General features: G+C 72.2%; 24 protein-coding genes. 6 read left to right on the forward strand and 18 right to left on the reverse strand.

All coding sequences use genetic code 11. The annotated features are described in order from the left end of the window. Nucleotide 1: 1 nt before the first annotated feature. The 3 genes from smc to AB0M18_RS25010 form a co-directional block, all read right to left on the reverse strand. Nucleotides 2-3,559: a chromosome segregation protein SMC gene (gene smc, locus AB0M18_RS25000; RefSeq protein WP_365761634.1), complete on the reverse strand. Its 3,558-nt coding sequence runs from the start codon at nucleotides 3,557-3,559 to the stop codon at nucleotides 2-4. Between the two features lie 240 nt (nucleotides 3,560-3,799). Then, nucleotides 3,800-4,018, reverse strand: a complete 219-nt coding sequence (locus AB0M18_RS25005) for a hypothetical protein (protein ID WP_265864635.1) — start codon at nucleotides 4,016-4,018, stop codon at nucleotides 3,800-3,802. A 417-nt stretch (nucleotides 4,019-4,435) separates the two neighbouring features. Then, nucleotides 4,436-4,717: an acylphosphatase gene (locus AB0M18_RS25010; protein WP_365761636.1), complete on the reverse strand. Its 282-nt coding sequence runs from the start codon at nucleotides 4,715-4,717 to the stop codon at nucleotides 4,436-4,438. Nucleotides 4,718-4,930: 213 nt separating this feature from the next. Between AB0M18_RS25010 and AB0M18_RS25015 the strand changes: the two genes are divergently transcribed. Beyond that, on the forward strand, nucleotides 4,931-5,755 hold the full coding sequence (locus AB0M18_RS25015; RefSeq protein ID WP_365761638.1) for a CAP domain-containing protein: 825 nt from the start codon (nucleotides 4,931-4,933) through the stop codon (nucleotides 5,753-5,755). A 75-nt stretch (nucleotides 5,756-5,830) separates the two neighbouring features. Here the strand turns inward: AB0M18_RS25015 and AB0M18_RS25020 are convergent, their stop codons facing one another. Further along, entirely contained in the window at nucleotides 5,831-6,415 is a 585-nt protein-coding gene (locus AB0M18_RS25020) for a flavodoxin family protein (RefSeq protein WP_365761640.1), read from the reverse strand. Between the two features lie 131 nt (nucleotides 6,416-6,546). On the opposite strand from AB0M18_RS25020, the gene AB0M18_RS25025 reads away from it, so the two are divergent. Then, the gene (locus AB0M18_RS25025; protein WP_365761642.1) at nucleotides 6,547-6,930 is read left to right on the forward strand and encodes a helix-turn-helix domain-containing protein; all 384 of its coding nucleotides are present in this window, start codon (nucleotides 6,547-6,549) and stop codon (nucleotides 6,928-6,930) included. A gap of 1 nt (nucleotide 6,931) precedes the next feature. On the opposite strand, the gene mutM is transcribed toward AB0M18_RS25025, so the two are convergent. The 9 genes from mutM to AB0M18_RS25070 all read right to left on the reverse strand — a co-directional run bounded on the left by mutM (nucleotide 6,932) and on the right by AB0M18_RS25070 (nucleotide 16,080). Beyond that, complete coding sequence (gene mutM, locus AB0M18_RS25030) at nucleotides 6,932-7,801, reverse strand: bifunctional DNA-formamidopyrimidine glycosylase/DNA-(apurinic or apyrimidinic site) lyase (protein WP_365761644.1); 870 nt, start codon at nucleotides 7,799-7,801, stop codon at nucleotides 6,932-6,934. Between the two features lie 130 nt (nucleotides 7,802-7,931). Next, the gene (rnc, locus tag AB0M18_RS25035; protein ID WP_365761646.1) at nucleotides 7,932-8,720 is read right to left on the reverse strand and encodes a ribonuclease III; all 789 of its coding nucleotides are present in this window, start codon (nucleotides 8,718-8,720) and stop codon (nucleotides 7,932-7,934) included. A 19-nt stretch (nucleotides 8,721-8,739) separates the two neighbouring features. Continuing rightward, nucleotides 8,740-8,913 (reverse strand): 50S ribosomal protein L32, encoded by a 174-nt coding sequence (rpmF, locus tag AB0M18_RS25040; RefSeq protein WP_030496967.1) that lies wholly within the window; start codon nucleotides 8,911-8,913, stop codon nucleotides 8,740-8,742. 2 nt (nucleotides 8,914-8,915) lie between these two features. Beyond that, nucleotides 8,916-9,521: a DUF177 domain-containing protein gene (locus tag AB0M18_RS25045; RefSeq protein ID WP_365761648.1), complete on the reverse strand. Its 606-nt coding sequence runs from the start codon at nucleotides 9,519-9,521 to the stop codon at nucleotides 8,916-8,918. 162 nt (nucleotides 9,522-9,683) lie between these two features. Then, a complete protein-coding gene (locus AB0M18_RS25050) occupies nucleotides 9,684-10,721 on the reverse strand; it encodes an ATP synthase F0 subunit B (RefSeq protein ID WP_365761650.1) in 1,038 nt (345 codons plus the stop codon). Between the two features lie 120 nt (nucleotides 10,722-10,841). Continuing rightward, the gene (gene coaD / locus AB0M18_RS25055) at nucleotides 10,842-11,321 is read right to left on the reverse strand and encodes a pantetheine-phosphate adenylyltransferase (protein WP_265864814.1); all 480 of its coding nucleotides are present in this window, start codon (nucleotides 11,319-11,321) and stop codon (nucleotides 10,842-10,844) included. Between the two features lie 26 nt (nucleotides 11,322-11,347). After that, nucleotides 11,348-11,929: a 16S rRNA (guanine(966)-N(2))-methyltransferase RsmD gene (gene rsmD / locus AB0M18_RS25060; RefSeq protein ID WP_365761652.1), complete on the reverse strand. Its 582-nt coding sequence runs from the start codon at nucleotides 11,927-11,929 to the stop codon at nucleotides 11,348-11,350. Nucleotides 11,930-12,010: 81 nt separating this feature from the next. Further along, entirely contained in the window at nucleotides 12,011-14,248 is a 2,238-nt protein-coding gene (recG, locus tag AB0M18_RS25065) for an ATP-dependent DNA helicase RecG (RefSeq protein WP_365761656.1), read from the reverse strand. Nucleotides 14,249-14,508: 260 nt separating this feature from the next. After that, nucleotides 14,509-16,080, reverse strand: coding sequence for a DAK2 domain-containing protein (locus AB0M18_RS25070; protein ID WP_365761658.1), 1,572 nt, complete (start codon nucleotides 16,078-16,080; stop codon nucleotides 14,509-14,511). Between the two features lie 235 nt (nucleotides 16,081-16,315). Here AB0M18_RS25070 and rpmB point away from each other — a divergent pair, with 235 nt between their 5' ends. Further along, nucleotides 16,316-16,501, forward strand: coding sequence for a 50S ribosomal protein L28 (rpmB, locus tag AB0M18_RS25075; protein WP_003957616.1), 186 nt, complete (start codon nucleotides 16,316-16,318; stop codon nucleotides 16,499-16,501). A gap of 106 nt (nucleotides 16,502-16,607) precedes the next feature. Here the strand turns inward: rpmB and thiD are convergent, their stop codons facing one another. Next, nucleotides 16,608-17,411 (reverse strand): bifunctional hydroxymethylpyrimidine kinase/phosphomethylpyrimidine kinase, encoded by an 804-nt coding sequence (thiD, locus tag AB0M18_RS25080; protein ID WP_365761660.1) that lies wholly within the window; start codon nucleotides 17,409-17,411, stop codon nucleotides 16,608-16,610. Next, nucleotides 17,408-18,370: a thiamine-phosphate kinase gene (locus AB0M18_RS25085; RefSeq protein ID WP_365761662.1), complete on the reverse strand. Its 963-nt coding sequence runs from the start codon at nucleotides 18,368-18,370 to the stop codon at nucleotides 17,408-17,410. Before AB0M18_RS25085 ends, thiD begins: the two co-directional genes overlap by 4 nt. A 233-nt stretch (nucleotides 18,371-18,603) precedes the next feature. On the opposite strand from AB0M18_RS25085, the gene AB0M18_RS25090 reads away from it, so the two are divergent. Continuing rightward, complete coding sequence (locus tag AB0M18_RS25090; RefSeq protein WP_265864650.1) at nucleotides 18,604-18,837, forward strand: Lrp/AsnC ligand binding domain-containing protein; 234 nt, start codon at nucleotides 18,604-18,606, stop codon at nucleotides 18,835-18,837. 23 nt (nucleotides 18,838-18,860) lie between these two features. After that, nucleotides 18,861-19,340, forward strand: a complete 480-nt coding sequence (locus tag AB0M18_RS25095; protein WP_365761764.1) for a DUF3515 domain-containing protein — start codon at nucleotides 18,861-18,863, stop codon at nucleotides 19,338-19,340. A 69-nt stretch (nucleotides 19,341-19,409) separates the two neighbouring features. Here the strand turns inward: AB0M18_RS25095 and AB0M18_RS25100 are convergent, their stop codons facing one another. The 3 genes from AB0M18_RS25100 to AB0M18_RS25110 all read right to left on the reverse strand — a co-directional run bounded on the left by AB0M18_RS25100 (nucleotide 19,410) and on the right by AB0M18_RS25110 (nucleotide 22,397). After that, complete coding sequence (locus AB0M18_RS25100; protein ID WP_365761664.1) at nucleotides 19,410-20,549, reverse strand: D-alanine--D-alanine ligase family protein; 1,140 nt, start codon at nucleotides 20,547-20,549, stop codon at nucleotides 19,410-19,412. 79 nt (nucleotides 20,550-20,628) lie between these two features. Beyond that, nucleotides 20,629-21,630 (reverse strand): NAD(P)H-dependent glycerol-3-phosphate dehydrogenase, encoded by a 1,002-nt coding sequence (locus AB0M18_RS25105; protein ID WP_265864653.1) that lies wholly within the window; start codon nucleotides 21,628-21,630, stop codon nucleotides 20,629-20,631. Beyond that, complete coding sequence (locus AB0M18_RS25110) at nucleotides 21,627-22,397, reverse strand: lysophospholipid acyltransferase family protein (protein WP_365761666.1); 771 nt, start codon at nucleotides 22,395-22,397, stop codon at nucleotides 21,627-21,629. Before AB0M18_RS25110 ends, AB0M18_RS25105 begins: the two co-directional genes overlap by 4 nt. Nucleotides 22,398-22,518: 121 nt before the next feature. On the opposite strand from AB0M18_RS25110, the gene cofC reads away from it, so the two are divergent. Continuing rightward, nucleotides 22,519-23,178: a 2-phospho-L-lactate guanylyltransferase gene (cofC, locus tag AB0M18_RS25115; protein ID WP_365761668.1), complete on the forward strand. Its 660-nt coding sequence runs from the start codon at nucleotides 22,519-22,521 to the stop codon at nucleotides 23,176-23,178. Nucleotides 23,179-23,209 lie beyond the last annotated feature (31 nt).

A 23,209-nucleotide genomic window follows, 5' to 3' on the forward strand; every position in this document is an offset into this window, starting at 1 on the left:
CTCAGCGGAGCCGCTGGCTGATCACCTTCGAGACGCCGTCGCCCTGCATCGACACGCCGTACAGCGCGTCCGCGACCTCCATCGTGCGCTTCTGGTGCGTGATCACGATCAGCTGCGAGGACTCCTGGAGCTCCTGCATGATCCGGATCAGTCGCTGCAGATTGGTGTCGTCGAGCGCAGCCTCGACCTCGTCCATCACGTAGAACGGGCTGGGCCGCGCCTTGAAGATGGAGACCAGCAGCGCCACGGCCGTCAGCGAGCGCTCGCCGCCGGAGAGCAGCGAGAGCCGCTTGACCTTCTTGCCCGGCGGGCGGGCCTCGACGTCCACGCCGGTGGTGAGCATGTTGTCCGGGTCGGTGAGCACGAGCCGGCCCTCGCCGCCCGGGAAGAGCCGGGAGAACACCCCCTCGAACTCGCGGGCCGTGTCCCGGTACGCCTCGGTGAAGACCTGCTCGACCCGCAGATCGACCTCCTTCACGACCTGAAGGAGGTCCGTTCGGGTCTTCTTCAGGTCCTCCAGCTGCTCGGACAGGAACTGGTGCCGCTCCTCGAGAGCCGCGAACTCCTCCAGGGCGAGCGGATTCACCTTTCCGAGCTGCTGATACGCCCGTTCGGCGGCCTTGAGCCGCTTCTCCTGCTCCGCGCGGACGAAGGGCCGCGGCTGGTTGCGCGGATGGTCCGGGTCCTCCGGGAGCTGTTCGCCCTCGGCGGGCGGCGACGGCGGTACGGGCTGGTGGGGGCCGTACTCCTCGACGAGGGCCGCCGGTTCGACGCCCAGCTCCTCCAGGGAGCGGGACTCCAGCTGCTCGATCCGCATCCGCTTCTCCGCGCCCAGCACCTCGCCGCGGTGCACCGAGTCGGTGAGCTTGTCCAGCTCGGCCTTGAGCTCGCGGCCCCGGGTGCGGGCGGCGGTCAGCCCCTGCTCGCGGGCGCCCTTGGCGGCGTCGGCGAGGGCGCGCTCGTGCTCGGCGCGGGTCAGCGAGACCTCGATGTGGGCGAGCAGCTGGCGGGTGCCGGAGGCGACGGCGGTGGCCACCGCCGCCTCGTGGCGCAGCCGGGCGCGACGCTGTTCGGCACGCGCGCGTGCCTCGCGTTCGGCGCGGGCCGCCCGGTCGAGCGAGTCGGCCCGGCCGGCCAGACCCTTGACGCGTTCCTCGTGGGTACGGACCTGGAGGCGGGCCTCCATCTCGGTCTGGCGCGCGTTGGAACCGTCGATCGCGAGCCGGTCGCGCACCGAGGCGTCGGGCTCCTCGGCCCCGTCGTCCTGGAGGGTCTCCTCCGCGACGAGCAGCCGTTCGGTCAGCTCCTCGGCCTCGGCGAGGGCGGTCTCCAGGGCCGCTTCGGCGCGGGCCGCCGCGGCGGTGGTGCGCTCGGCCTCCCCGGCCGCTCCCCTGGCCTGGCCGGCGAGCCGGCCGAGCTGCTGCGCCACCTGCGACTTCTCCCGGTCGGCCGTCCGGCGCCGCTCGGTCAGCTCCTCCACCAGCCGTGCCGCCGCGCGCCGGCGCTCCTGCGCCGTCTCCTTCGCGGTGGCCAGCTCCGCGCACCGCACGTCGAGCTCCGCCAGCTCGGCCGCCGCCTCGTCCACCGAGGCCTGCACCTCCAGGAGGCTGGGCGCCCCCGCGGAGCCGCCCTGCGCGAAGTGCGCCCCGAGCAGGTCCCCCTCGGCGGTGACCGCCGTCAGCTCCGGCCGCGCCCGCACCAGCTCGACGGCCTCGTCCAGCCCGTCCACCACGCCGATGCCGTGCAGCAACCTGCGTACGGCGCCGATGAGTTCGGCAGGGCCGGTGACCAGCGCGGCGGCCGGGCGCACCCCGTCCGGCAGGGGTGTCTCCGGTACGGCGGGCTGGTCGCCCGCGAGCAGCAGCGAGGCCCGGCCCGCGTCCTGTTTGCGTAGCAGGCGCAGGGCCTCGGCGGCGGCGGTCGGGCCGGTGACGGCGAGGGCGTCGGCGGCGGCGCCCAGGGCGGCGGCGAGCGGGACCTCGTATCCGGGGGTGACGGTGAGGAGTTCGGCGGCCGGGCCGAGCAGGCCGCTGAGCCCGGCGGAGAGCAGCGCGCCGGTGCCGTCCTTGCGACGCAGGCCGAGGGCGAGGGCGTCGTGCCGGGCGCGGGTGGCGGCGCGGGCGCGGTCGGCGTCGGCGGCGGCCTCGCGGGCGGCGGCGAGGGCGGTCTCCGCGTCGGCGAGTTCGCGGCGGGCGGCCTCGTACCGCTCCCCCAGTTCGGTGTCGCCCGCGTCGAGGCCGTCGACCTCGGCCTTCAGCTGCTCGTACTCCTCCTGTGCGGCGACCGCCCGCTCCTGGGCCTCGTCGCGGGCGGCGGCCATCCGGTCGATCTCCGCCTGGGCCGAAGCGGCGCGCGAGCGGGCCGCGTTGACCTGGCCGTGCAGCCGGGCCAGGCCCTCGCGGCGGTCGGCGATGGCGCGGGCGAGGTCCTTGAGGCGCCGTTCCTCGACGGCGAGGGCGCGTTCCAGTTCGGCGCGGTGGGCGACGGTGTCGTCGAGGGCGCGCTCGGCCGCTTCGAGGGCGGCCTCCAGTTCGGCCTCCTGCTCGCGGATGCGGGCGGCCTCGCGCTCCATGTCCTCGGGATCCCGGCCGCGCCGCTCCTCCGGGGGCTGCGCGGTGGCGCTCTTGATCCGGGCGTCGGCGAGGGAGACGGTGCCGCGCACCCGCTCGGCGAGCTGCGACAGCTCGTACCAGCTCTGCTGGGCGCGCTGGAGCCGCGGTGCGAGGCGGCGCACCTCGTCCTCCAGGCCGGCCTCCTTCGCGAGGGCCGCCCTGAGTTCGGCCTCGGTGGCCTCCTTGCGGGCGAGCAGCGCGGCCTCGTCGGCGACCTCGGCCTTCAGCGCCTCCTTGAGGCGTACGAGGTCGTCGGAGAGCAGCCGCAGGCGCGCGTCGCGCAGGTCGGCCTGGATGACGGCGGCGCGGCGGGCGACCGCGGCCTGCCGGCCGAGCGGTTTGAGCTGGCGGCGCAGTTCGTCGGTGAGGTCCTGGACGCGGGCGAGGTTGGCCTGCATCGCGTCGAGCTTCCGCAGCGCCTTCTCCTTGCGCTTGCGGTGCTTGAGGACACCGGCGGCCTCCTCGATGAAGGCGCGGCGGCCCGCCGGATCGGCGTGCAGGACGGAGTCGAGCCGGCCCTGGCCGACGATGACGTGCATCTCGCGGCCGATGCCCGAGTCGGACAGCAGGTCCTGGATGTCGAGCAGCCGGCAGGTGTCGCCGTTGATCTGGTACTCGCTGCTGCCGCCGCGGAACATGATCCGGGTGATGGTGACTTCGGCGTAGTCGATGGGCAGCGCGCCGTCGGAGTTGTCGATGGTCAGCGAGACCTCGGCGCGGCCGAGCGGCGGGCGCCCGGTCGTGCCGGCGAAGATGACGTCCTCCATCTTGCCGCCGCGCAGCGACTTGGCGCCCTGCTCTCCCATGACCCAGGACAGCGCGTCCACGACATTGGACTTGCCCGAGCCGTTGGGCCCGACGACGCAGGTGATTCCCGGTTCGAACCGCAGCGTGGTGGCGGAGGCGAACGACTTGAAACCGCGGAGCGTCAGGGCCTTGAGATGCACGCCTGCGGACTCTACCCGGGGTCTCGGGTTTCACCCGTGAACGTGCAGGGCACACCCTCCCCCAAGGAATGTCACACGGGGACGGGGGGCGCCGCAGGAGCCGCGCAGGGAGATCGCAAGAAGGAAGGGACGCCGGAGCGCCCCTTGCATGTCCAGCATGTGCGATGTCGGCGAAGTGTGATGCGCGATGCCGGCCGTGCTGGCGTGAGTGTTCTCACCTGGCCCCTCGGGGCTGGGACCTCAGGTGAGCGCAGGCTCCGCATTGGTGACGTCGAGATCGATGCTGTCCAGCAGCGACTCTCCCTGGTGCTGGGCGGCGGCAGCGGCGAGCGCGTCATTCTCGGACTGGATCCGAACCAGCTCGGACTCGAGGTCCTGGACGCGCTGCTGAAGCCGTCGCATCTCGGCGAGGAGTCGCGGGTCGGAGCCGCCGACGTAACCGAGAAGCGCCTTTGCCATGATGGATGGTCCTCCACAATGAGTGACCGACCGAAGCGGTGTGGGTCGTGAGGGATTCGCACCCGCGGTGCTCGGCCGTGCTCTTTGTCGTGCCGGTTCTCACGGTCGAACAGCTAAGGTGCGCGGGGCTTCCAGAGTCTCACCAAAAAGTTTGACGGTCAACACGATCACGCCCTGCTTCCGGGCTTCACCGGGGGGCTGCGGCCGCGAAATACCGGCGGCGGCGCCTCGCAACTCGGTGCCCGAGGGGCGTGGAGATCATCCTTACTGCCGCAGCCTGGCACGGCGAGCGATTCTTCGCAACCACCAGGCCCTTCTCGCTTCCGCGACCGTTCACCGCGGTCCCCGTCCGGGGCCTTTCGCGGCTGTCGGACGGGGGTGTGCGGAGGGTGGTCGGGGGTCTTCGGAGGGAGACGGTCAGCGGACGGCGAAGCCGTCGTAGCCGCCGCGCGGGGTGTCCCATATCTCAGTGACACCGTCCACGCGCCCGGGCGTGTCGGCGGAGCGGAGCCATTCGAGCAGACGGTGGCAATTGTCACTCGGCCCCTCGGCCACGACCTGGACCCGGCCGTCGTCGAGGTTCAGGGCGAAGCCGACGAGCCCACCGATCTCCAGTGCGTTTGCCCTGGTGAACCAGCGGAAGCCCACTCCCTGTACCCGGCCGCGCACCCAGGCGGTCATCCGTACGTCCTCGTTCATGCCTGAACGCTAGCGGGCCAATTACGGAAGGAGCACGTCAGCCCCGCATGTCATGGCGTACAGTCCGTGCGGAACGGGCCTCACCCGTTCGGCGGTGCCCTGTTCGAAGGTCCGCCGGGAGGCCCGCAGAAGCAAAGATCAGCAAAGAGCACAGCTCATACGCGGCTCAGACAGCCGGCTCGAACGCAGTTCAGTACGTCAGGAGGCGAGCAGATGGGACGGCATCGCGGTACACGGCGCGGCGCACCCGTGAAGACCGGGCTGCTCGGTGTCTCCGCGGCGGTCGCGATCGGCGCGATCGGTGTCGCCTCGGGCCTGCTGCCCGGTGGCGAGACGTTCTCGTTCGACAACGCCGGCAAGGCGGAGCCCCGCGTGACGGCACAGGCCGATCAGCGGGCGCCGAGTCTGAACACCCAGGGCGGCGCCTCGGCCACCCCGGCCGGGGAGTCGGCCGGCACGCGCAAGGCCGCCGCCCCGTCGGCGAAGCCCACGCCGAAGCCGACCCCGTCGAAGACGGCGACGCCGAGCCCCGAGCCCACGACCGCGAAGCCCACGCCGAAGCCGAAGGCGACGACCCCGGCTCCGGTGAAGAAGACGCCGGCCCCGACCACCGAGGCCCCCGCCGCACCGACCGCCGCCGCCCGCTCCCTGGCCACCCGCGAGCAGGCCGCCGAGGCGGAGGTCGTGCGCCTGGTGAACGCGGAGCGCGCCAAGGTGGGCTGCGTCCCGATCCGCTCGGACGCCGAGCTCGCCGCCCTGGCCGGCGCCTTCAGCGCCGACATGGCCGCCCGGAACTTCTTCGACCACACCGACCCCGACGGCGCGACCCCCTGGTCCCGCGCCCAGAAGGCCGGCATCACGGACCTCGGCGGCGAGAACATCGCCCGCGGCCAGGTCGACGCGGCCGCGGTGATGAAGTCCTGGATGGCCAGCGACGGACACCGCGCCAACATCCTGAACTGCGACTACACCGCGCTCGGCGTCGGTGTGCACTTCGGCTCCGGCGGCCCGTGGTGGACGCAGGACTTCGGCTTCTGAGCCCGGAGTTCCCCGGATACGCGCGAGGGCCCCGTCACCACTCCGGTGACGGGGCCCTCCGACGTACCGGTCGGGTCAGGCGGCGGCCTTGCCGAGCGCGAAGGTGCGGGCGGTGGTGGCGACCCGGCGGCCGAGGTGCTCGGCGGTGGCTATGTCGGCCTTGTGGACGCCCTCCGGGCCGAGGTCGTTGAAGGTCTGGGCGCCCGCGCCGGCGAAGAAGCCGAGGCGGTTGAGGTCGTTCTCGGAGGCCTCGGTGGTGTTCCAGCCGGGCTTCAGGCCGAGGTTGACCCAGGTCATGCCGTGCTGGCCGGCCAGGGTCTGGAAGAACTGCAGGGTGTGCAGCTTGTCGCCGCTCTTCGAGCCGGAGTTGGTGAAGCCGGCCGCCAGCTTGTCCAGCCAGGCGTCGGTGAACCAGCGCTTCGAGGTGGCCTCGGCGAACTGGTGGAAGGCGCCGGAGGCGGTGCCCATGTAGGTCGGCGAGCCGAAGACGATCGCGTCGGAGGCGTCGAGCAGCTCCCACTCGGTGTCGGTGATCCCGTCGACGTCGATCAGGTGCACGGTGGCGCCGGCGTCGGCGGCCCCGTTCCGGACGGCCTCCGCGAGGACGGCGGTGTGTCCGAAGCCGGAGTGGTACGCGATGGAGACGACGGGCGTGGTCATGGAAGGACTCCTCGGCGGTGCGAAGAACGGCAGGGGGAACGACGAGAAGTAGAGTACTAACTTTTGGATAGTGCAATCTACTAGTTAGCGCTTCCTGTGCCACAGCGCTGTCCGCGCGTATGGTAGAGGGCATGACTGAGGACCTCGCCTTCAACGTGTTCGCCAAGGCCTGTCCCTCCCGCGGCACGCTGGAGCACGTGACCGGCCGCTGGGGCAGCCTCACCCTGGGGGCCCTGCACGAGGGCGGCGCCCGCTTCAACGAGTTGCGCCGCCGGGTGGACGGCGTGAGCGAGAAGATGCTCTCCCAGACGCTCCACGCGCTGGAGCGCGACGGACTGGTGCATCGCGAGGCGCAGCCCACCAACCCCCCGCGGGTCGACTACCGGCTCACGCCGCTGGGCACCGAGGTCGCCGAGCAGCTGCTCGGACTGATCCACCTCGTCGAGGGGCACATGCCGCAGGTGCTCGCCGCCCGCGAGAGTTACGACGCGGAGCGCGCCCCCGTCACGGGGTGAGTCAGACGGACGCGCGCGGCGGACGCTGGCAGCGCGGACAGAAGTAGCTGGAGCGGTTCATCCACGGGCGGCGGCGCATCGGCGTCCCGCACCGGTGGCAGGGCTCGCCCTCCCGCCCGTAGGCGTCGAGCGAACGGTCGAAGTAACCCGACTCGCCGTTCACGTTCACGTACAGGCTGTCGAAGCTGGTGCCGCCGACCGCGAGGGCCGCGTTCATCACGTCCCGGACATGCCCGAGCAGCTCCGCCGAGCGCGGCCGGGTGAGGGTGGCCGTCGGCCGCTCGTAGTGCAGCTTCGAGCGCCACAGCGCCTCGTCCGCGTAGATGTTGCCGACCCCGCTGATCAGCGACTGGTCGAGCAGTGCCCGCTTGATCGTGGTCCGCCGCAGCCGCAGCGCACCCGCGAAGGCGGCGTCGTCGAAGGCCGGGTCCAGGGGGTCGCGCGCGATGTGCGCGATGACGTCCGGCAGTCCGTCCGCGCTGTCCGGGGCGGTGTCGTGCAGCGAGAGCCCGCCGAAGGTCCGCTGGTCCACGAAGCGCAGCTCGGTGCCGGTGGAGTCGTCGAAGCGGATCCGGATCCTCAGGTGCTTCTCGTCCGCCGCGTCCTCCGGCTGGACGAGGAGCTGGCCGCTCATCCCGAGGTGTCCGAGCACGGAGGCGTCGCCGGAGTCCAGCGGCAGCCACAGATACTTGCCGCGCCGCCGGGCGATCCCGAACCGCTGCCCCTTCAGGCGCGCCGCGAAGTCCGCCCCGCCCTCGGGGTGCCGGCGCACCGCCCGCGGGTGCAGGACCTCGACCTCCGCGACGGTCCGCCCCGCGACCCACCGCTCAAGACCGCGTCGTACGACCTCGACCTCGGGCAACTCGGGCACGGGACTTCCTCCGGACGGCTCACAACGGGCTGGTAAGGGCTGCTGACCGCAGCCTACCGCCGGGCACGGACAGCACGATGCCCCCGTCCCTGGGCGGGACGGGGGCATGCGCGTCGGAGACGGAAGGGGGTCAGGCGGTGGCGGCCTGGTCCCCGGCGGAAGAGGTGTCGGCGCCCTCTTCCACGGTTGCGGCCTTGGCCGCTGCCGCGCGCTCGTCCGCGGCGGCGCGAATCGCGCGCCACGCGGACTCCGCCGCCTGCTGTTCCGCTTCCTTCTTGCTGCGGCCGGTGCCGGTGCCGTACGAGACACCACCGACGCGGGCGGCAGCAGTGAACGTCTTCTCGTGGTCCGGACCCTCCTCGCTGACGAGGTACTCCGGCACACCGAGACCCTCGGCCGCGGTGAGCTCCTGGAGACTGGTCTTCCAGTCCAGGCCGGCACCGAGGTTCGAGGACTTCTCGATCAGCGGGTCGAAGAGCCGGTGCACCAGCTCGGACGCCGCGTCGAGGCCCCGGTCGAGATAGACCGCGCCGATCACCGCTTCGAGGGTGTCGGCGAGGATGGACGCCTTGTCCCGGCCGCCCGTGCCTTCCTCGCCCCGGCCGAGCCGGATGAAGGAGCCCAGGTCGAGGCCGCGGCCCACCTCCGCCAGCGCACGCGAGTTGACCACCGCGGCCCGAAGCTTGGCCAGCTGGCCCTCGGGGAGATCCGGGTGGGTGCGGTACAGCGTGTCCGTGACCACCAGGCCGAGCACCGAGTCCCCGAGGAACTCCAGCCGCTCGTTGGTGGGCAGACCGCCGTTCTCGTACGCGTACGAACGGTGGGTGAGCGCACGCACCAGAAGGGCGGACTCGAGCTGATACCCGAGCCGCCCTTCCAGAAGCGTGTGGGACGAGGCCGAATTGACGTGGTCAGACATCGTGCCTCTCACCAGCCCCTCAGACCGAGAGGACCTGGCGCTTGTTGTAGGTGCCGCAGCTCGGGCACGCGATGTGCTGCTGCTTGGGCTCCTGGCAACGCTCACACGAAACCAGGGTGGGGACCGCAGCCTTCCACTGCGACCGGCGGTGGCGCGTGTTGCTGCGCGACATCTTCCGCTTCGGAACAGCCACGGCTACTTCTCCTGCTCTTCGTCGACACCGGTTGCGGCGCCGCTCATGTTGTCCTTCTCATCGGTTCCCAGCGAACCGGCGAGTCCCTGCAATGCCGCCCAACGTGCGTCGACGGCGTCGTGGTGGTGGTCCGGGTTGTCGTTCAGGTTGATTCCGCACTCGGAACACAGACCTTCACAGTCCTCCCGGCACACCGGCTGCATGGGCAGTGCGAGCACCACCGCATCGCGCAGCACGGGCTCGAGGTCGAACATGCCGTCCTCGAGGGGGATCATGTCCTCGTCGTCCTCGGCTTCGTCGTCCGCGGCCGCCTTCGAGCGGCCCCGGTCGTCGGAGTCGGGGTACGAGAACATCTCCTGGAAGTCCGCGTCGAGCTCCAGCTCGACGGACTCCAGACACCTTACGCACTCCCCCTCGGCCGATGCACGGGCGGTGCCTGTGACAAGCACCCCTTCCATGACCGACTCGAGACGGAGCTCGATCTCCACCGGGGCGCCCTCGGGCACCGCGATGACCCCCGCGATCCCCAGATCCCTGGGGGCGTCGACCGTGCGGGAGAGCCGCTGCATGGCACCAGGACGCCGTCCCAGCTCGTGCGTGTCGAACACGAGGGGATTGCGGTGGTCGAGGCGCGTGCTCAGGGCTCTTCCTGCTTTCGGATCGTTCACAGACGTGAGGGGGCTGCCGAACGAGGGCAGCCTTGACGGGTCACGACAGGCGCGACCGAACAGCCAGGATACTGGACGCTTCGCGCAGCTCCCAATCCGGGATCAGTGCCCCTGTTCGTACCGGCGCAGCTGCTCCAGGTCGATCATGCTCGTGTCGAAGAAGCTCGTCTCGTCGAGTGAGGCGGGCGCCTGCTGCGGGGCCTGGGCCTGCTGGACCTGCTGCTGGTACGCGTAGGGGTCCTGCTGGTACGCGTACGGGTCGACCTGGGGCTGCTGGTACGCGTACGGGTCGGCCTGCTGGGGCTGCTGCTGGTACCCGTACGGATCCTGCTGGTAGGCGTAGGCGTCCTGCTGGGGCGCCTGCGTCTGCTGAACCGGGATCTGCGCCGGCTGTACGGGCTCGGGGTCGGCCAGCTCCGCGAGGCCGGCCAGGTAGTCGGCGTCGCTGCCGTGGTGCAGGCCCGGGCCGCCGGCCGCGTCCTGGGCGGCCATGTGCTCGCCGAGGGCGTCCGAGGCGATCCGGCCGTGCAGCGTCTGCCGGCCGCGGCCGACGGCCTCCAGGGTCTTGCTCAGGACGGCCTCGAACGCGCCCAGCTTGACGTCCACGTAGGCGTCGGCGCGCTGGATCAGGGTCTGCGGGTCCGCGCTGTACTCGGGGGCGTCCTCGTCGGCGTACCCCTCGGCGTCGAGGCCCGGACCCCGGCCGAGCAGCTTCTCGCGGCCGCGGTCCACGGAGGCGATGGTCTTGTTGAGGACGACCTCGAAGTTGGCGAGCTTGGAGTCGACGTAGTCGTCGGCCTCGGCGCGGATCTCCTCGGCCTCGCGGCGGGCCTCGGCGAGGATCCGCTCGGCCTCGTCCTGGGACTGCCGGGCGACCTGGGAGTCGGAGACGATCGAGCCGCGCTCGGCGTGGGCGGCCTCGATGATCCGCTCGGCCTCCTGGCGGGCCTGCTCGACCATCTGCTCGCGCCCGCCCAGGAGCTCCTGGGCCTGGGCCAGGGAGCCGGGCAGGGCGCCCCTGACCTCTTCGAGCAGAGCGAGCAGCTCGGCCCGGTTGACCACGCAGGACGCCGACATGGGCATGGAGCGGGCGCTCCGGACCGTATCGACGATGTCGTCGAGCTTCTTCTGCACGTCCACCGGTGCTCGCCACTCTCTACAGCTGGATGGAGACGGACGGGACGACTGTAAGGCCAGTCGGGGCCCGTCCGGGACCTGGTGACGGAGCGTCAGTGGCGGTGGCCGGGGGTCACGGCCGGTTCAGCGCTCCCGCAGGCGCTCGGTGAGCCGGCCGAGGACCTGCGGCGGCACCAGGTGGGAGACGTCGCCGCCCCAGGCCGCGACCTCCTTGACCAGCGAGGACGACAGGAAGCTGTAGGTGGGGTTGGTGGGCACGAACAGCGTCTCGACGCCGGAGAGCCCGTTGTTCATCTGGGCCATCTGCAGCTCGTAGTCGAAGTCGCTGACGGCGCGGAGTCCCTTGACGATGGCGGGGATGTCGCGCTGCTTGCAGAAGTCGACGAGGAGGCCGTGGAAGGACTCGACCTCGACGTTGCCGAAGTCGGCGGTGACCTCGCGGATCAGCTCGATCCGCTCGTCGACCGTGAACAGGCCCTTCTTCGACTGGTTGATCATCACCGCGACGTGCACGACGTCGTACAGCTTGGAGGCGCGGGCGATGATGTCGAGATGTCCATTGGTGATGGGGTCGAACGACCCCGGACATACGGCGCGGCGCAACTTGGTTCCCTCGCTCTCCGGTCCGGTCATCGTGCGTCTTCGCACGTAGAGGCGGCGCGACCGTACCAAAACGTTCCCTCGCCGTAGCGACGGGCCCGCAGTGGTTCGAAGCCGTCCGGCCAGCCGAATTCGCCGCCTCGGGTGCTGCGCTCCACGGTGACGAGGGCATCCTCCGCCATCCAGCCCCCCGAGCGCATTGTGAGGAGGATCTCGCGGAGATCGGCGTCGGCGACGGCGTAGGGCGGGTCGAGGAAGACCAGGTCGTACGGCTCGGCCGGGGCCGGTCCGGTGATGATCTGCTCGGCCTTGCCGGTGCGCAGCTCGGCGCCGGGCAGGCCGAGGCTGCGGATGTTCTCGCGGACGGTCTTCGCGGCGCGCGGCTCGGCCTCGACGAGCAGGGCGTGGGCGGCGCCGCGGGACAGCGCCTCCAGGCCGACGGCGCCGGAGCCCGCGTACAGGTCGGCGACCCGGGCGCCGGCGAGGCCGTGGAAGGACTCCCAGGTGGAGAAGAGACCTTCCCTCGCGCGGTCGGAGGTGGGCCGGGTGCCGTTGCCCGGGGGCACGGCGAGCCGTCGTCCGCCGGCGGTGCCGGCGATCACGCGGGTCATGTGGGGTCCTCGCGATTCATAATCCATTGCGCTCGCAATAGCTTATGGCGGTTTCGGCCCCGTCGCGCCGACCCGTTCGCGTCAGCCCTTCTCCAGGTACTCCTCCCGGTCCTTGTCGAGGAGCGCGTCGAGCGCGGTGCGCAGGGCGGGGTGGGCGGTGAGGTCGGGGTCGGCGAGGACGAGGGCGGTGGCCTCCTCGCGGGCGGCGGCGATGACCTCCTCGTCCTCGATGACGGCGAGGACCCGCAGGGAGGAGCGGACGCCGGACTGGGCCTGGCCGAGGACGTCGCCCTCGCGGCGCTGTTCGAGGTCGATGCGGGAGAGCTCGAAGCCGTCGAGGGTGGAGGCGACGGCGCCGAGGCGCTGGCGGGCGGGGCTGGCCTCGGGCATCTCGGTGACGAGCAGGCAGAGGCCGGCGGCGGAACCGCGGCCGACGCGGCCGCGCAGCTGGTGGAGCTGGGAGACGCCGAAGCGGTCGGCGTCCATGATCACCATGGCGGTGGCGTTGGGCACGTTGACGCCGACCTCGATGACGGTGGTGGCGACCAGGACGTCCGCCTCGCCGGCGGCGAAGCGGCGCATGACCTCGTCCTTGTCGTCGGGGTGCATCCGGCCGTGCAGCACCTCGACGCGGAGTCCGGCGAGGGGTCCGGCGCGCAGCTGCTCGGCGACGTCGAGGACGGCGAGCGGCGGGCGCTTCTCGGCCTCGTCCTCGGGGCTGGGCTTCTTCTTGGCGCCCTTCTGGTTCGCCTTCTGGTCCTCCTCGTCGCCGATCCTCGGGCACACCACATATCCCTGGTGCCCGGCCTCGACCTCCTCGCGGACCCGCTCCCAGGCGCGGGCGAGGAAGTGCGGCTTGTCGGCGGCCGGGACGACGTGGCTGGCGATCGGGGAGCGGCCGGCGGGCAGCTGGTCGAGGACGGAGGTCTCCAGGTCGCCGAAGACGGTCATCGCGACCGTACGGGGAATGGGCGTGGCGGTCATGACGAGCAGGTGCGGGGGCTGCCTGCCCTTGCCGCGCAGGGCGTCGCGCTGCTCGACGCCGAAGCGGTGCTGCTCGTCGACGACGACCAGGCCGAGGTCGTGGAACTGCACCTTGTCCTCGATCAGGGCGTGGGTGCCGATGACGATCCCGGCCTCGCCGGTGACCAGGTCGAGCAGTGCCTGCCGCCGCGCGGCGGCGCCCATGGAGCCGGTGAGCAGCACGACCTTGGTGGCCTTGTCGGCGCCGCCGAGCATGCCTCCCTCGGCGAGGTCGCCCATCATCTCGGTGACCGAGCGGTGGTGCTGCTGGGCGAGCACCTCGGTGGGCGCGAGCATGGCGGCCTGTCCCCCGGCGTCGACGACGGCGAGCATGGCGCGCAGCGCGACCATGGTCTTGCCCGAGCCGACCTCGCCCTGGAGGAGGCGGTGCATGGGGTGTTCGGTGGCGAGGTCGTCGAAGATCTCCTTCGAGACGTGTCGCTGGCCCTCGGTGAGGGTGAAGGGGAGGCGGGCGTCGAAGGCGGTGAGGAGGCCGTCGGGGGCGGGGCGGCGGGGGACGGCGGCGAGCTGGGTGTCGGCGTGCCGGCGGCGGGCCAGGGCGACCTGGAGGACGAAGGCCTCGTCCCACTTGAGGCGGTCGCGGGCGTCGGCGATGTCGGCCTTGGTGCGGGGGCGGTGGATGCGGGTGAGGGCGTCGGGCAGGTCGGCGAGGCCGCGGCCCTCGCGCAGGGCGGGCGGCAGGGGGTCGACGAGGCCGGCCCAGGCGGTGGCGGCCATGGAGTCGAGCGCGATGCCGACGGACTGCTCGATGGTCCAGGACTCCAGCTGCTTGCAGGCCGGGTAGATGGGCAGCAGCTCGCTCGCGAAGGCCTTGACGGTCTCGGTGTCGCTGTCGGCGTCGAGGAGCTTGTACTCGGGGTGGGCGAGCTGGAGGCGCCGGTTGAACATGCCGACCTTGCCCGCGAACATGGCGCGCCGGCCGGGCAGCAGTTCCTTCTGGTGGAAGTGGACGGTACGGCCGAAGAAGACCAGCTGCATACGGCCGCTGCCGTCGGTGATGGTGACTTCCAGGCGCTGACCCTTGCCGCGGCCGCCCCGGTTGAAGGTGTGCACGCGCGCGTCGGCGACCTGGGCGACCACGGTGACGTGCTCGTCCAGCGGGAGGTCGGCGAGCGCGGTCAGCTCGCCGCGCTCGGCGTACCGCCGCGGGTAGTGGTGCAGCAGGTCGCCGACCGTGTGCAGGTCCAGGTGCTCGGCCATCACCTTGGCGGTGGCGGCGCCGAGCAGTTTCTTGAGGGGTTCGTCGAGCGCGGGCACGGGTCTATTGCACACCATGGCTCGGACAATCCGAGTGCCCTCGATTCTGAAACACGGGGACGTGGATGGTGGCCCAGCGCTACATTCGCGCTGTGCCGTTCGGCACCGGGCAGGGCTTGTCCGTCATGAGTCCGCGTCAGCGGGCCAGTGAGGAGCCACCGCGTTCGCGCACAGGCGGAGTCACTGCACACCACGGCGCTGAGTCGCAGAAGAGCAGGTGTGCCCGAAGCGCTCGGGTGTTGGGTCCACGGGATCGCGGGCCCAACACCCGAGCGCTGTCATTCCACCCCGATCAGTAGCGGCGGCGCCCCCGCCCCCGCGTGGTACGTCGTCGTGTCCACCGCCAAGTACGTGGCGCGGACGTGCTGTTCGAGAGTCGGTGCCAGGTCCTCCGGGGTGTCGTCCGCGACGACGAGGGTGACCAGCTCACCGCCGGCGGAGAGCATCCGGTCGAGGACGGTGACGGCGGTGGCGGTGAGGTCGCGGCCGATGACGGCGACGTCGCCCTCGATGAGGCCGAGGACGTCGCCGGCCTGGCAGACCCCGGCGGAGGTGAAGGACTGGCGTTCGGCGACGCCGAGTTCGGCGTAGCGGGTGGCGCCGGCGGCGGCGGTCATGGCGACGACGTCCTCGTCGAAGCGCCGCTCGGGTTCGTGGACGGCGAGGGCGGCGATGCCCTGGACGGCGGCGCGGGTGGGGATGAGGGCGACCCGGATGCCTTCGCGGCGGGCGTGTTCGGCGGCCTCGGCGGCGATCCCGCGCAGCTCGGTGTCGTTGGGGAGCAGCACGATCTCGCGGGCGTGGGCGCGCCGGATGGCCTCGGTGAGCTCGGCGGCGGTGGGGGTCTCGCCGGGGCGGGCGACCAGGGTGGTGGCCCCGGCCTCGGCGCACAGCCCGGCCAGGCCCTCGCCGGGCAGCACGGCGACGACGGCCCGCTCGGCGGGTTCGGGGCGGCTCTCGAAGTGGGTGACGCGGATCCGGTACGGGCGTCCCGCCTCGACACCGGCCTCGACGGCGGCGCCGGCGTCGTCGACGTGGACGTGCACGTTCCACAGTCCGTCGCCGCCGACGACGACCAGGGACTCCCCCAGGGCGTCGAGCCGGCCGCGGAGCCGGTCCACGGCCTCGTCCCCGGCCTCCAGGAGGTAGATGACCTCGTAGGCGGGGCCGGTGCCCGCGGCGCAGTCGACGGCGAGCGGCGGGTGGTGGTGCCAGGCGGGTTCGGCTGGCCGGTCGGGGGCCTCGCCCGCGAGGGCCTCCAGGAGGGCGCCGAGGACGGCGACCAGGCCGGCCCCGCCGGCGTCCACGACCCCGGCGCGGCGCAGCGCGTCGAGCTGTCCGGGGGTGGCGTCGAGGGCGGCGCGGGCCCCCTCGTACGCCCGTCCGGCGACCGTGACGAGGTCCCCGCCCGCGGCGCAGGCGTCGGCCGCCGCGTCGGCGACGGTGAGCAGGGTGCCCTCGACGGGGTGGGCGACGGCCTGGCGGGCCTGGCCCGCGGCGCTCGCCAGGGCGCGGGCGAGGTGGTCGCCGTCGGCGCCCTCGGTGAGGACCGCGGCCATGCCGCGGAGCAGCTGGGAGAGGATCGTGCCGGAGTTGCCGCGGGCGCCGAGCAGGGCGCCGTGCGCCATGATCCGTATGATCTCCGCCACGTCGGCGGCCCCGTCGGCGGCCTCCACGGCGCGGGCGGCGGACTCCACCGTCAGATAGAGATTGGTGCCGGTGTCGCCGTCCGCGACGGGATAGACGTTGATGGCGTCGATCTCCGCGCGCTCCCTCCCGAGGGCCGCAAGCGCCCCTGCGCACCAGGATCGGACCGTCTCGGCGTCGAGGGTCTGCGGAGCTCGCGGCAACGGGTGGTCCTCCTGTGCTTCGCGGTGGGTTCACCGCAGCGTAGACCGGCGACCGCCCGGGGCCCGGGGCGGGGGCCGGGCGGGCCGTGGTAGTTTCGTTCCACCGAAGCATCCGTTGTATGCTGCTTCGGTTGCCCGGCACTGACCGGGCCATTCCCCGGCAAGCCACTTCAGATCCTTGATCCGATTCCGGTGCGCCGGTTTCACTGTAAATCTGAAGTCTTTGGAGTGACCCGTGGCTGCCAACTGCGACGTCTGCGGCAAGGGGCCGGGCTTCGGCAACAACATTTCGCACTCGCACCGCCGTACGTCTCGTCGCTGGAACCCGAACATCCAGCGTGTGCGTGCCGTGGTCGGTCGGACGCCGAAGCGGCTCAACGTCTGCACCTCGTGCATCAAGGCCGGCAAGGTCTCGCGCTAATCGCGACGTCGTGTCGTAGCGCAGCCCCTGCGGTTGCCTTGAAAGGCCGGTTCACCTCGGTGAACCGGCCTTTTGCCTTGCCCGGAAACAGTCCGGCGGGCGACGGCTAGCGCCGCTGCATCCATCCGTGGTCGACCGGGCCGATGCCCGCGCCGAGCGCGAAGCCGGCGGCGATGGCGCCCGTGACGTACGCCTTGGCCTGCCGTACGGCCTCCGGGACCGTCAGGCCCTTCGCAAGGCCCGAGGCGACCGCCGAGGCGAGCGTGCAGCCCGTCCCGTGGGTGTGCCGGTTGTCGTGCCGGGGAGCGCGCAGCCACAGCTCCTCGGTGCCGTCGGTGAGCAGGTCCACGGCCTCGGCTACGTCTCCGGGCAGGTGCCCGCCCTTGATCAGCGCCCAGCGCGGCCCGTACGCGAGGATCGCGTCGGCCGCCCGGCGCATGCCGGCCTCGTCCTCGACCACGATGCCCGTGAGCTGCGCCACCTCGTCCAGGTTGGGGGTGGCGACGGTCGCGACCGGCAGCAGCTTCGTACGGACGGAGTCCAGGGCCGAGGCGGCGAGCAGGGAGTCGCCGTGCTTGGAGACGCCGACCGGGTCGACGACGACGGGGGCCCCGGTGGAGGCCAGCAGCTCCGCCACCGTCTCCACGAGCGCGGCGGAGGCCAGCATGCCGGTCTTGACGGCCTGGACGCCGATGTCGTCCACCACGGCCCGGTACTGGGCCCGTACGGCCTCCTCGGGCAGCTCCCAGGCGCCCAGGACGCCCAGCGAGTTCTGGGCGGTGACGGCGGTGATCACGCTCATGCCGTGGACGCCGAGCGCGAGCATGGTCTTCAGGTCGGCCTGGATGCCCGCGCCGCCGCCGGAGTCCGATCCGGCGACGGTCAGGACCAGAGGAGGCCGGGTGGTCACTCCATGCCCCCGAAGTGGTCCCAGCCGCCCTTGCTGTGCCAGGGCGCGCCGTCGACGGTCACCTGGGGCAGCGCGGAGGGGTTGAGGACCTCGCCGATGACCTTCCAGCGGGCGGGCAGCTTCACGTCCGCCGGGAAGGTGGCGACGATCGCGTGGTCCTCTCCGCCGGTGAGCACCCACTGGAGCGGGTCGACGCCGACGGCCTGGCCGATGTCGTTCATCTGGCTGGGGATGTCGATGGAGCCGGAGCGCAGGTCGATGCGGACCTTGCTGGCCTCGGCGATGTGCCCGAGGTCGGCGATGAGGCCGTCGCTGACGTCGCACATGGCGGTGGCGCCGAGGCCGGCCGCGGCGGGGCCGGCGTGGTACGGCGGCTCGGGGCGGCGGTGGGCCTCGACGAAGGCGCGCGGGGAGCGGAAGCCGCGGGAGAGCACCGCGTAGCCGGCGGCGGACCAGCCGAGCCAGCCGGTGTAGGCGACGACGTCGCCGGGCTTGGCACCCCCGCGGGTGACCGGGTCGTGGTTGCGCAGGTCGCCGAGGGCGGTGATGGAGACCATGATCGTGTCGCCGCGGACCACGTCGCCGCCGACCACGGCGGCACCGGCGACCTGACATTCGTCGCGCAGTCCGTCCATGAGTTCGGTGGTCCAGGTGACCGGGAGCTCGGCGGGTACGACGAGGCCGAGGAGCAGCGCGGTGGGCACGGCGCCCATGGCGGCGATGTCGGCGAGGTTCTGCGCGGCGGCCTTGCGGCCGACGTCGTAGGCCGTGGACCAGTCGCGGCGGAAGTGGCGTCCTTCGAGCAGGATGTCCGTGCTGGCCACCACCCGCCGGTCGGGGGCGGAGACGACCGCGGCGTCGTCGCCGGGCCCGATCCGCACCGCGGGGGTGGAGGTGAGCCGGGAGGTCAGCTCCCTGATGAGCCCGAACTCGCCGAGCTCTCCGACTGTGCCCTTCACCGCGATTCACCTCGTGTCGTCGTGCCGGCCGCCGCGCCGCCGTGCCGCTCCTCGCCGTGCGGGTCGCGGGCCGTCACCGTGCCGGATACCGTCAAGTAGACCGTCAACTTCTCATGTGCGTACGCCACCCCGGGTGCGCCTCCGGACCCGGAGGTCTCCCCGCGGCCCGCGGCGACGCGGTACCGTGGCGTCTCTTTCTCCCACAAGATCCTCGTGGCCGCCCTGGAGGTTCCGTGGTTCAGGCGTACATCCTTATTCAGACCGAGGTGGGCAAGGCGACGACCGTCGCCGAGACCATCGCCAAGATTCCTGGAGTGATCCAGGCCGAGGACGTGACCGGTCCCTATGACGTGATCGTGCGGGCCGAGGCAGACACCGTGGACGCGCTCGGGCGCATGGTGGTCGCCAAGGTCCAGCAAGTGGAAGGCATCACGCGCACCCTCACCTGCCCGGTCGTGCATATCTAGCCCCCGTCTACCCTTGGCCGGTGATGTCTTCTCACCGGCCCTTCGGCCTGCCCGCCTCCGCCGCCGCGGCCTTGCTGCTGCTGGCGGCCACCGGCTGTTCCGCGTCGGACGCGAAGGCGTCGGTGCCGGTTCCCGGTCCTCCGGCGGCCGAGGCCGCCGTCTGCCGTGCGCTCGCGAAGGAGCTGCCCGGCACCGTGGCCGGTCTGGCGCGGACCGGGACCGAGCCGGAGTCCGAGCTGACCGCCGCGTGGGGGGATGCGGCGATCGTACTGCGCTGCGGGGTCTCCCGGCCCGAAAAGATGAACGATCCGCAGGCGCAGGGAGTCGAGGCGAACGGCGTGAACTGGCTGTTCGAGCCGCGTGCGGGCGACGGGCCGCGCTTCACCACCACGTACCGCAAGGCGTACGTGGAGGTGACGCTCGACGCGCGCTACGCGCATGACGTCGGCCCGCTGGCGGACCTGGCCGAGCCGGTGAGCAAGGCCGTGCCCCCCAGCCTCTGAGGGTGCCTCCGAGGGGCCGGGGGGCCAGGATCCAGGGCCCAGGATCCAGGTCCCAGGGCCAAGGGGTGTCTAGCGCAGGCCGGTGGAGCGGTTCAGCGCGGCCTGGATGAGCCGGTCGACGAGCTCCGGGTAGCCGACGCCGCTCTCCTGCCACATCCGCGGGTACATGGAGATGGGCGTGAAGCCGGGCATGGTGTTGATCTCGTTGATGACGAACCCGCCGTCCTCGGTGAGGAAGAAGTCGGCGCGCACCAGGCCCTCGCAGGACACGGACTCGTAGGCGAGGACCGCGAGCCGCTGCACCTCGGCGGTGGCCTCGTCGCCGATCGGCGCGGGCACCAGGCCGGAGGCCGAGTCGATGTACTTGGCCTCGAAGTCGTAGAAGTCGTGGTCGGTGACCGGCGGGATCTCGGCGGGCACGCTGGCGCGCGGGCCGTCCTCGAACTCCAGGACGCCGCACTCGATCTCGCGGCCGCGCAGCAGCGCCTCCACGATGATCTTCGGGTCGTGGCGGCGGGCCTCCTCGACGGCCTCGTCCAGGCCGGCGAGGTCGTCGACCTTGGTGATGCCGACGGACGAGCCGCCGCGGGCCGGCTTCACGAAGAGCGGCCAGCCGTGGTCGGCGGCGAACTCCACGATCTTCTTGCGGGCCGCGGCCGGGTTCTGCTCCCACTCCCGCGGGCGGATCACCTCGTACGGGCCGACCGGCAGGCCGAAGGAGACGAAGACCCGCTTCATGTACTCCTTGTCCTGGCCGACGGCGGAGGCGAGGACGCCGGCGCCGACGTACGGGATGCCGGAGAGCTCCAGGAGGCCCTGGAGGGTGCCGTCCTCGCCGTACGGGCCGTGCAGCACGGGGAACACGACGTCGACCTCGCCGAGCGCCTGCGGCAGCGCGCCGGGCTCGTTGAGGACCACCTCGCGGCTGGCCGGGTCGACGGGCAGAACGACGCCGCCGGTGGCGGACTCGGCGAGCTCGGCGACGTCCGGCAGGGCGCGGTCGCTGATGGCCATCCGCTCGGGGGCGTCGGCGGTCAGCGCCCAGCGGCCCTCGCGGGTGATGCCGATGGGCAGCACGTCGTACTTGTCCCGGTCGATGGCGCGCAGGACGGCACCGGCGGTGACGACGGAGATGGCGTGCTCGGAGCTGCGTCCGCCGAAGACGACGGCCACGCGCGGCTTGCGGGGGCTCTGGGTGTTCTCGCTCATATCGCGATGAGCGTACCTTGCGGTGTCCGAACTCCTGAGCGCCCCGCTGGTGCCGGACGCGATCGGCTCAGCGACGTGCTCAGCGGCGCTCGGGCTTGGCGCTGCGGGACATGAGTTCCTTGAGCGCGACGACCGGCGGCTTGCCGTCGTGGACGATCGAGACGACGGTCTCGGTGATGGGCATGTCGACGCCGTGGCGGCGGCCCAGATCCAGCACGGACTCGCAGGACTTGACGCCCTCGGCGGTCTGCTTGGTGGCCGCGATGGTCTCCTGGAGGGTCATCCCGCGGCCCAGGTTGGTGCCGAAGGTGTTGTTCCGGGAGAGCGGCGAGGAGCAGGTGGCGACGAGGTCGCCGAGGCCCGCGAGGCCGGAGAAGGTCAGCGGGTCGGCGCCCATGGCGAGGCCGAGGCGGGTGGTCTCGGCGAGGCCGCGGGTGATGAGCGTGGCCTTGGAGTTGTCGCCGAGGCCCATGCCGTTGGCGATGCCGACGGCGAGGCCGATGACGTTCTTCACCGCGCCGCCGAGCTCGCAGCCGACGACGTCGGTGTTGGTGTACGGGCGGAAGTACGGGGTCATGCAGGCGCTCTGGAGCCGCTGGGCGACCGACTCGTCGGCGCAGGCGACCACGGCGGCGGCGGGCTGCCGGGCGGCGATCTCCTTGGCCAGGTTGGGGCCGGTGAGCACGGCCACGCGCTCGGCGGGCACGTCGGCGACCTCGCGGATGACCTCGCTCATGCGCTTGGCGGTGCCGAGTTCGATGCCCTTCATCAGCGACACCAGGACGGTGTCCGGGGCGAGTTTCGGCGCCCACTGCGCGAGGTTCTCGCGCAGCGTCTGCGAGGGGACGACGAGCACGGTGAAGTCGGCGTCGCGGGCGGCCTCGGCCGGGTCGGCGGTGGCCGTGATGCCCTTGGGGAGTTCGACGCCGGGGAGGTACTCGGGGTTGGTCCCGGTGCTGTTGATGGCCTCGGCGAGTGCGGCGCGGCGGCCCCAGAGGCTCACCTCGCAGCCCGCGTCGGCGAGCACCATCGCGAAGGCGGTGCCCCAGGATCCGTTGCCGAAGACGGCTGCCTTGGTCACTTCTCGCCCTCTCCGGTCTTGCCTTCCGCGGCCCTGGCCTTGCGGCGCTGCTCCTGCCGGGCCTTCCGGTGGTCGTACGGCTCGGCCGGCGCCTTCTCGCCGCGGACCTCCTCCAGGAGGCGGGTGATGGCGGCCATGATCTCCTCGGTGGCCTCGCGCAGTACGTCGGGCGTGGGCTCGACGTCGTAGAAGCGGGAGAGGTCGACCGGCGGACCCGCCTGCACGATCAGGGTCTTGCGGGGCCGCAGCCGGAGCTTGTCCTGCTTGGCGTACGGCGGCATCGCGAGGTTGGCGCCCCACTGGGCGACCGGGATGACGGGGGCCTTGGTGAGCAGGGCGACCCGGGCGGCGCCGGTCTTGCCGGCCATCGGCCACATCTCGGGGTCGCGGGTGAGGGTGCCCTCGGGGTAGAAGGCGACGCACTCGCCGCGCTCGATGGCGTCGACGGCGGCGCGGAAGGCGTCCAGGGCGTTGGTGGTCTCGCGGTAGACCGGGATCTGGCCGGTGTTGCGGAGCATGGTGCCCACGAAGCCGGCCTTGAAGAGTCCCGCCTTGGCCAGGAAGCGGGGCACGCGGCCGGTGTTGTACTGGTAGTGCGCGTAGGAGAGCGGGTCCAGGTACGAGTTGTGGTTGACCGCGGTGATGAAGCCGCCGTCGGTCGGGATGTGCTCCTGTCCGCGCCAGTCCCGGTTGAACAGCACCACCAGTGGGGGTTTGGCGATGACCGCCGCCAGGCGGTACCAGAAGCCGATTCTGCGGCGGGACACGCGAACACCTTTCTCCGGACTGCGCAAGGGGTCAAGTGTCACCCCCTGCTCCTGGCCTGTCGAGGACACCGTACGCCCCGGGGCTCGGGCGGTCCGCGCGGGCGGGACAGAATGGGGCGCGATGACGAGCCACGCCGAGCACGACCCCGAGAACGCCTGGTCCCTGGTGGTGCCCGTGAAGCCGCTGGCCCGTGCCAAGAGCCGGCTCGCGCCCGCCGTGGGCGGGCCGCTGCGCGGCCGACTCGCGCTCGCCTTCGCCGAGGACACGGTGGCGGCGGCCCTGGCCTGCCCCGCGGTACGGGATGTGGCGGTCGTCACGGACGACCCGGCGGCCGCAGCGGCGCTCGCCGCCCTGGGCGCCCGGATCGTCCCCGACCTCCCGGCCGCGGGCCTCAACGGCGCCCTCTCCCACGGCGCCCGCGCCGTCCGCGCCCTGCGCCCTTCCGCCCGCGTGGCCGCCCTCAACGCCGACCTCCCGGCCCTCCGCCCGGCCGAGCTGGCCCGGGTCCTGGCGGTGGCCGGACAATTTCCCCGGGCTTTTCTCGCCGATGCCGCCGAAATAGGTACGACATTCCTCTCGGCGTCCCCGGGCGTGGAATTGGAACCCGCATTCGGAGGCCCTTCACGCCGCCGCCATTTGTCCTCGGGCGCGATGGAAATCCGCCTCCCGGACGTGGATTCCGTCCGCCGGGACGTGGACACCGCCGACGACCTGGCGGCGGCGATGGCCCTCGGGGTGGGCCCGCGGACGGCGGCGCGGTGGGTGCGGGCGGCGGGGTAGGGCCGTCCCCCGCCCCGGCTCCCGCCCTGTC

Origin of the sequence: Streptomyces sp. NPDC051909, from assembly GCF_040681095.1 — a bacterium.
In the GTDB taxonomy this organism is placed as follows: Bacteria; Actinomycetota; Actinomycetes; order Streptomycetales; family Streptomycetaceae; genus Streptomyces.

What these genes read in the sequence shown, in the direction of transcription:
- rnc (WP_365761646.1), bottom strand. Translation starts at nt 8,720, where the DNA reads ATGTCTGACCACGTCAATTCGGCCTCGTCCCACACGCTTCTGGAAGGG.
- AB0M18_RS25015 (WP_365761638.1), top strand. Translation starts at nt 4,931, where the DNA reads ATGGGACGGCATCGCGGTACACGGCGCGGCGCACCCGTGAAGACCGGG.
- AB0M18_RS25020 (WP_365761640.1), bottom strand. Translation starts at nt 6,415, where the DNA reads ATGACCACGCCCGTCGTCTCCATCGCGTACCACTCCGGCTTCGGACAC.
- AB0M18_RS25100 (WP_365761664.1), bottom strand. Translation starts at nt 20,549, where the DNA reads ATGAGCGAGAACACCCAGAGCCCCCGCAAGCCGCGCGTGGCCGTCGTC.
- recG (WP_365761656.1), bottom strand. Translation starts at nt 14,248, where the DNA reads ATGGTGTGCAATAGACCCGTGCCCGCGCTCGACGAACCCCTCAAGAAA.
- cofC (WP_365761668.1), top strand. Translation starts at nt 22,519, where the DNA reads ATGACGAGCCACGCCGAGCACGACCCCGAGAACGCCTGGTCCCTGGTG.
- AB0M18_RS25005 (WP_265864635.1), bottom strand. Translation starts at nt 4,018, where the DNA reads ATGGCAAAGGCGCTTCTCGGTTACGTCGGCGGCTCCGACCCGCGACTC.
- AB0M18_RS25095 (WP_365761764.1), top strand. Translation starts at nt 18,861, where the DNA reads ATGTCTTCTCACCGGCCCTTCGGCCTGCCCGCCTCCGCCGCCGCGGCC.
- rsmD (WP_365761652.1), bottom strand. Translation starts at nt 11,929, where the DNA reads ATGACCCGCGTGATCGCCGGCACCGCCGGCGGACGACGGCTCGCCGTG.
- AB0M18_RS25010 (WP_365761636.1), bottom strand. Translation starts at nt 4,717, where the DNA reads ATGAACGAGGACGTACGGATGACCGCCTGGGTGCGCGGCCGGGTACAG.
- AB0M18_RS25025 (WP_365761642.1), top strand. Translation starts at nt 6,547, where the DNA reads ATGACTGAGGACCTCGCCTTCAACGTGTTCGCCAAGGCCTGTCCCTCC.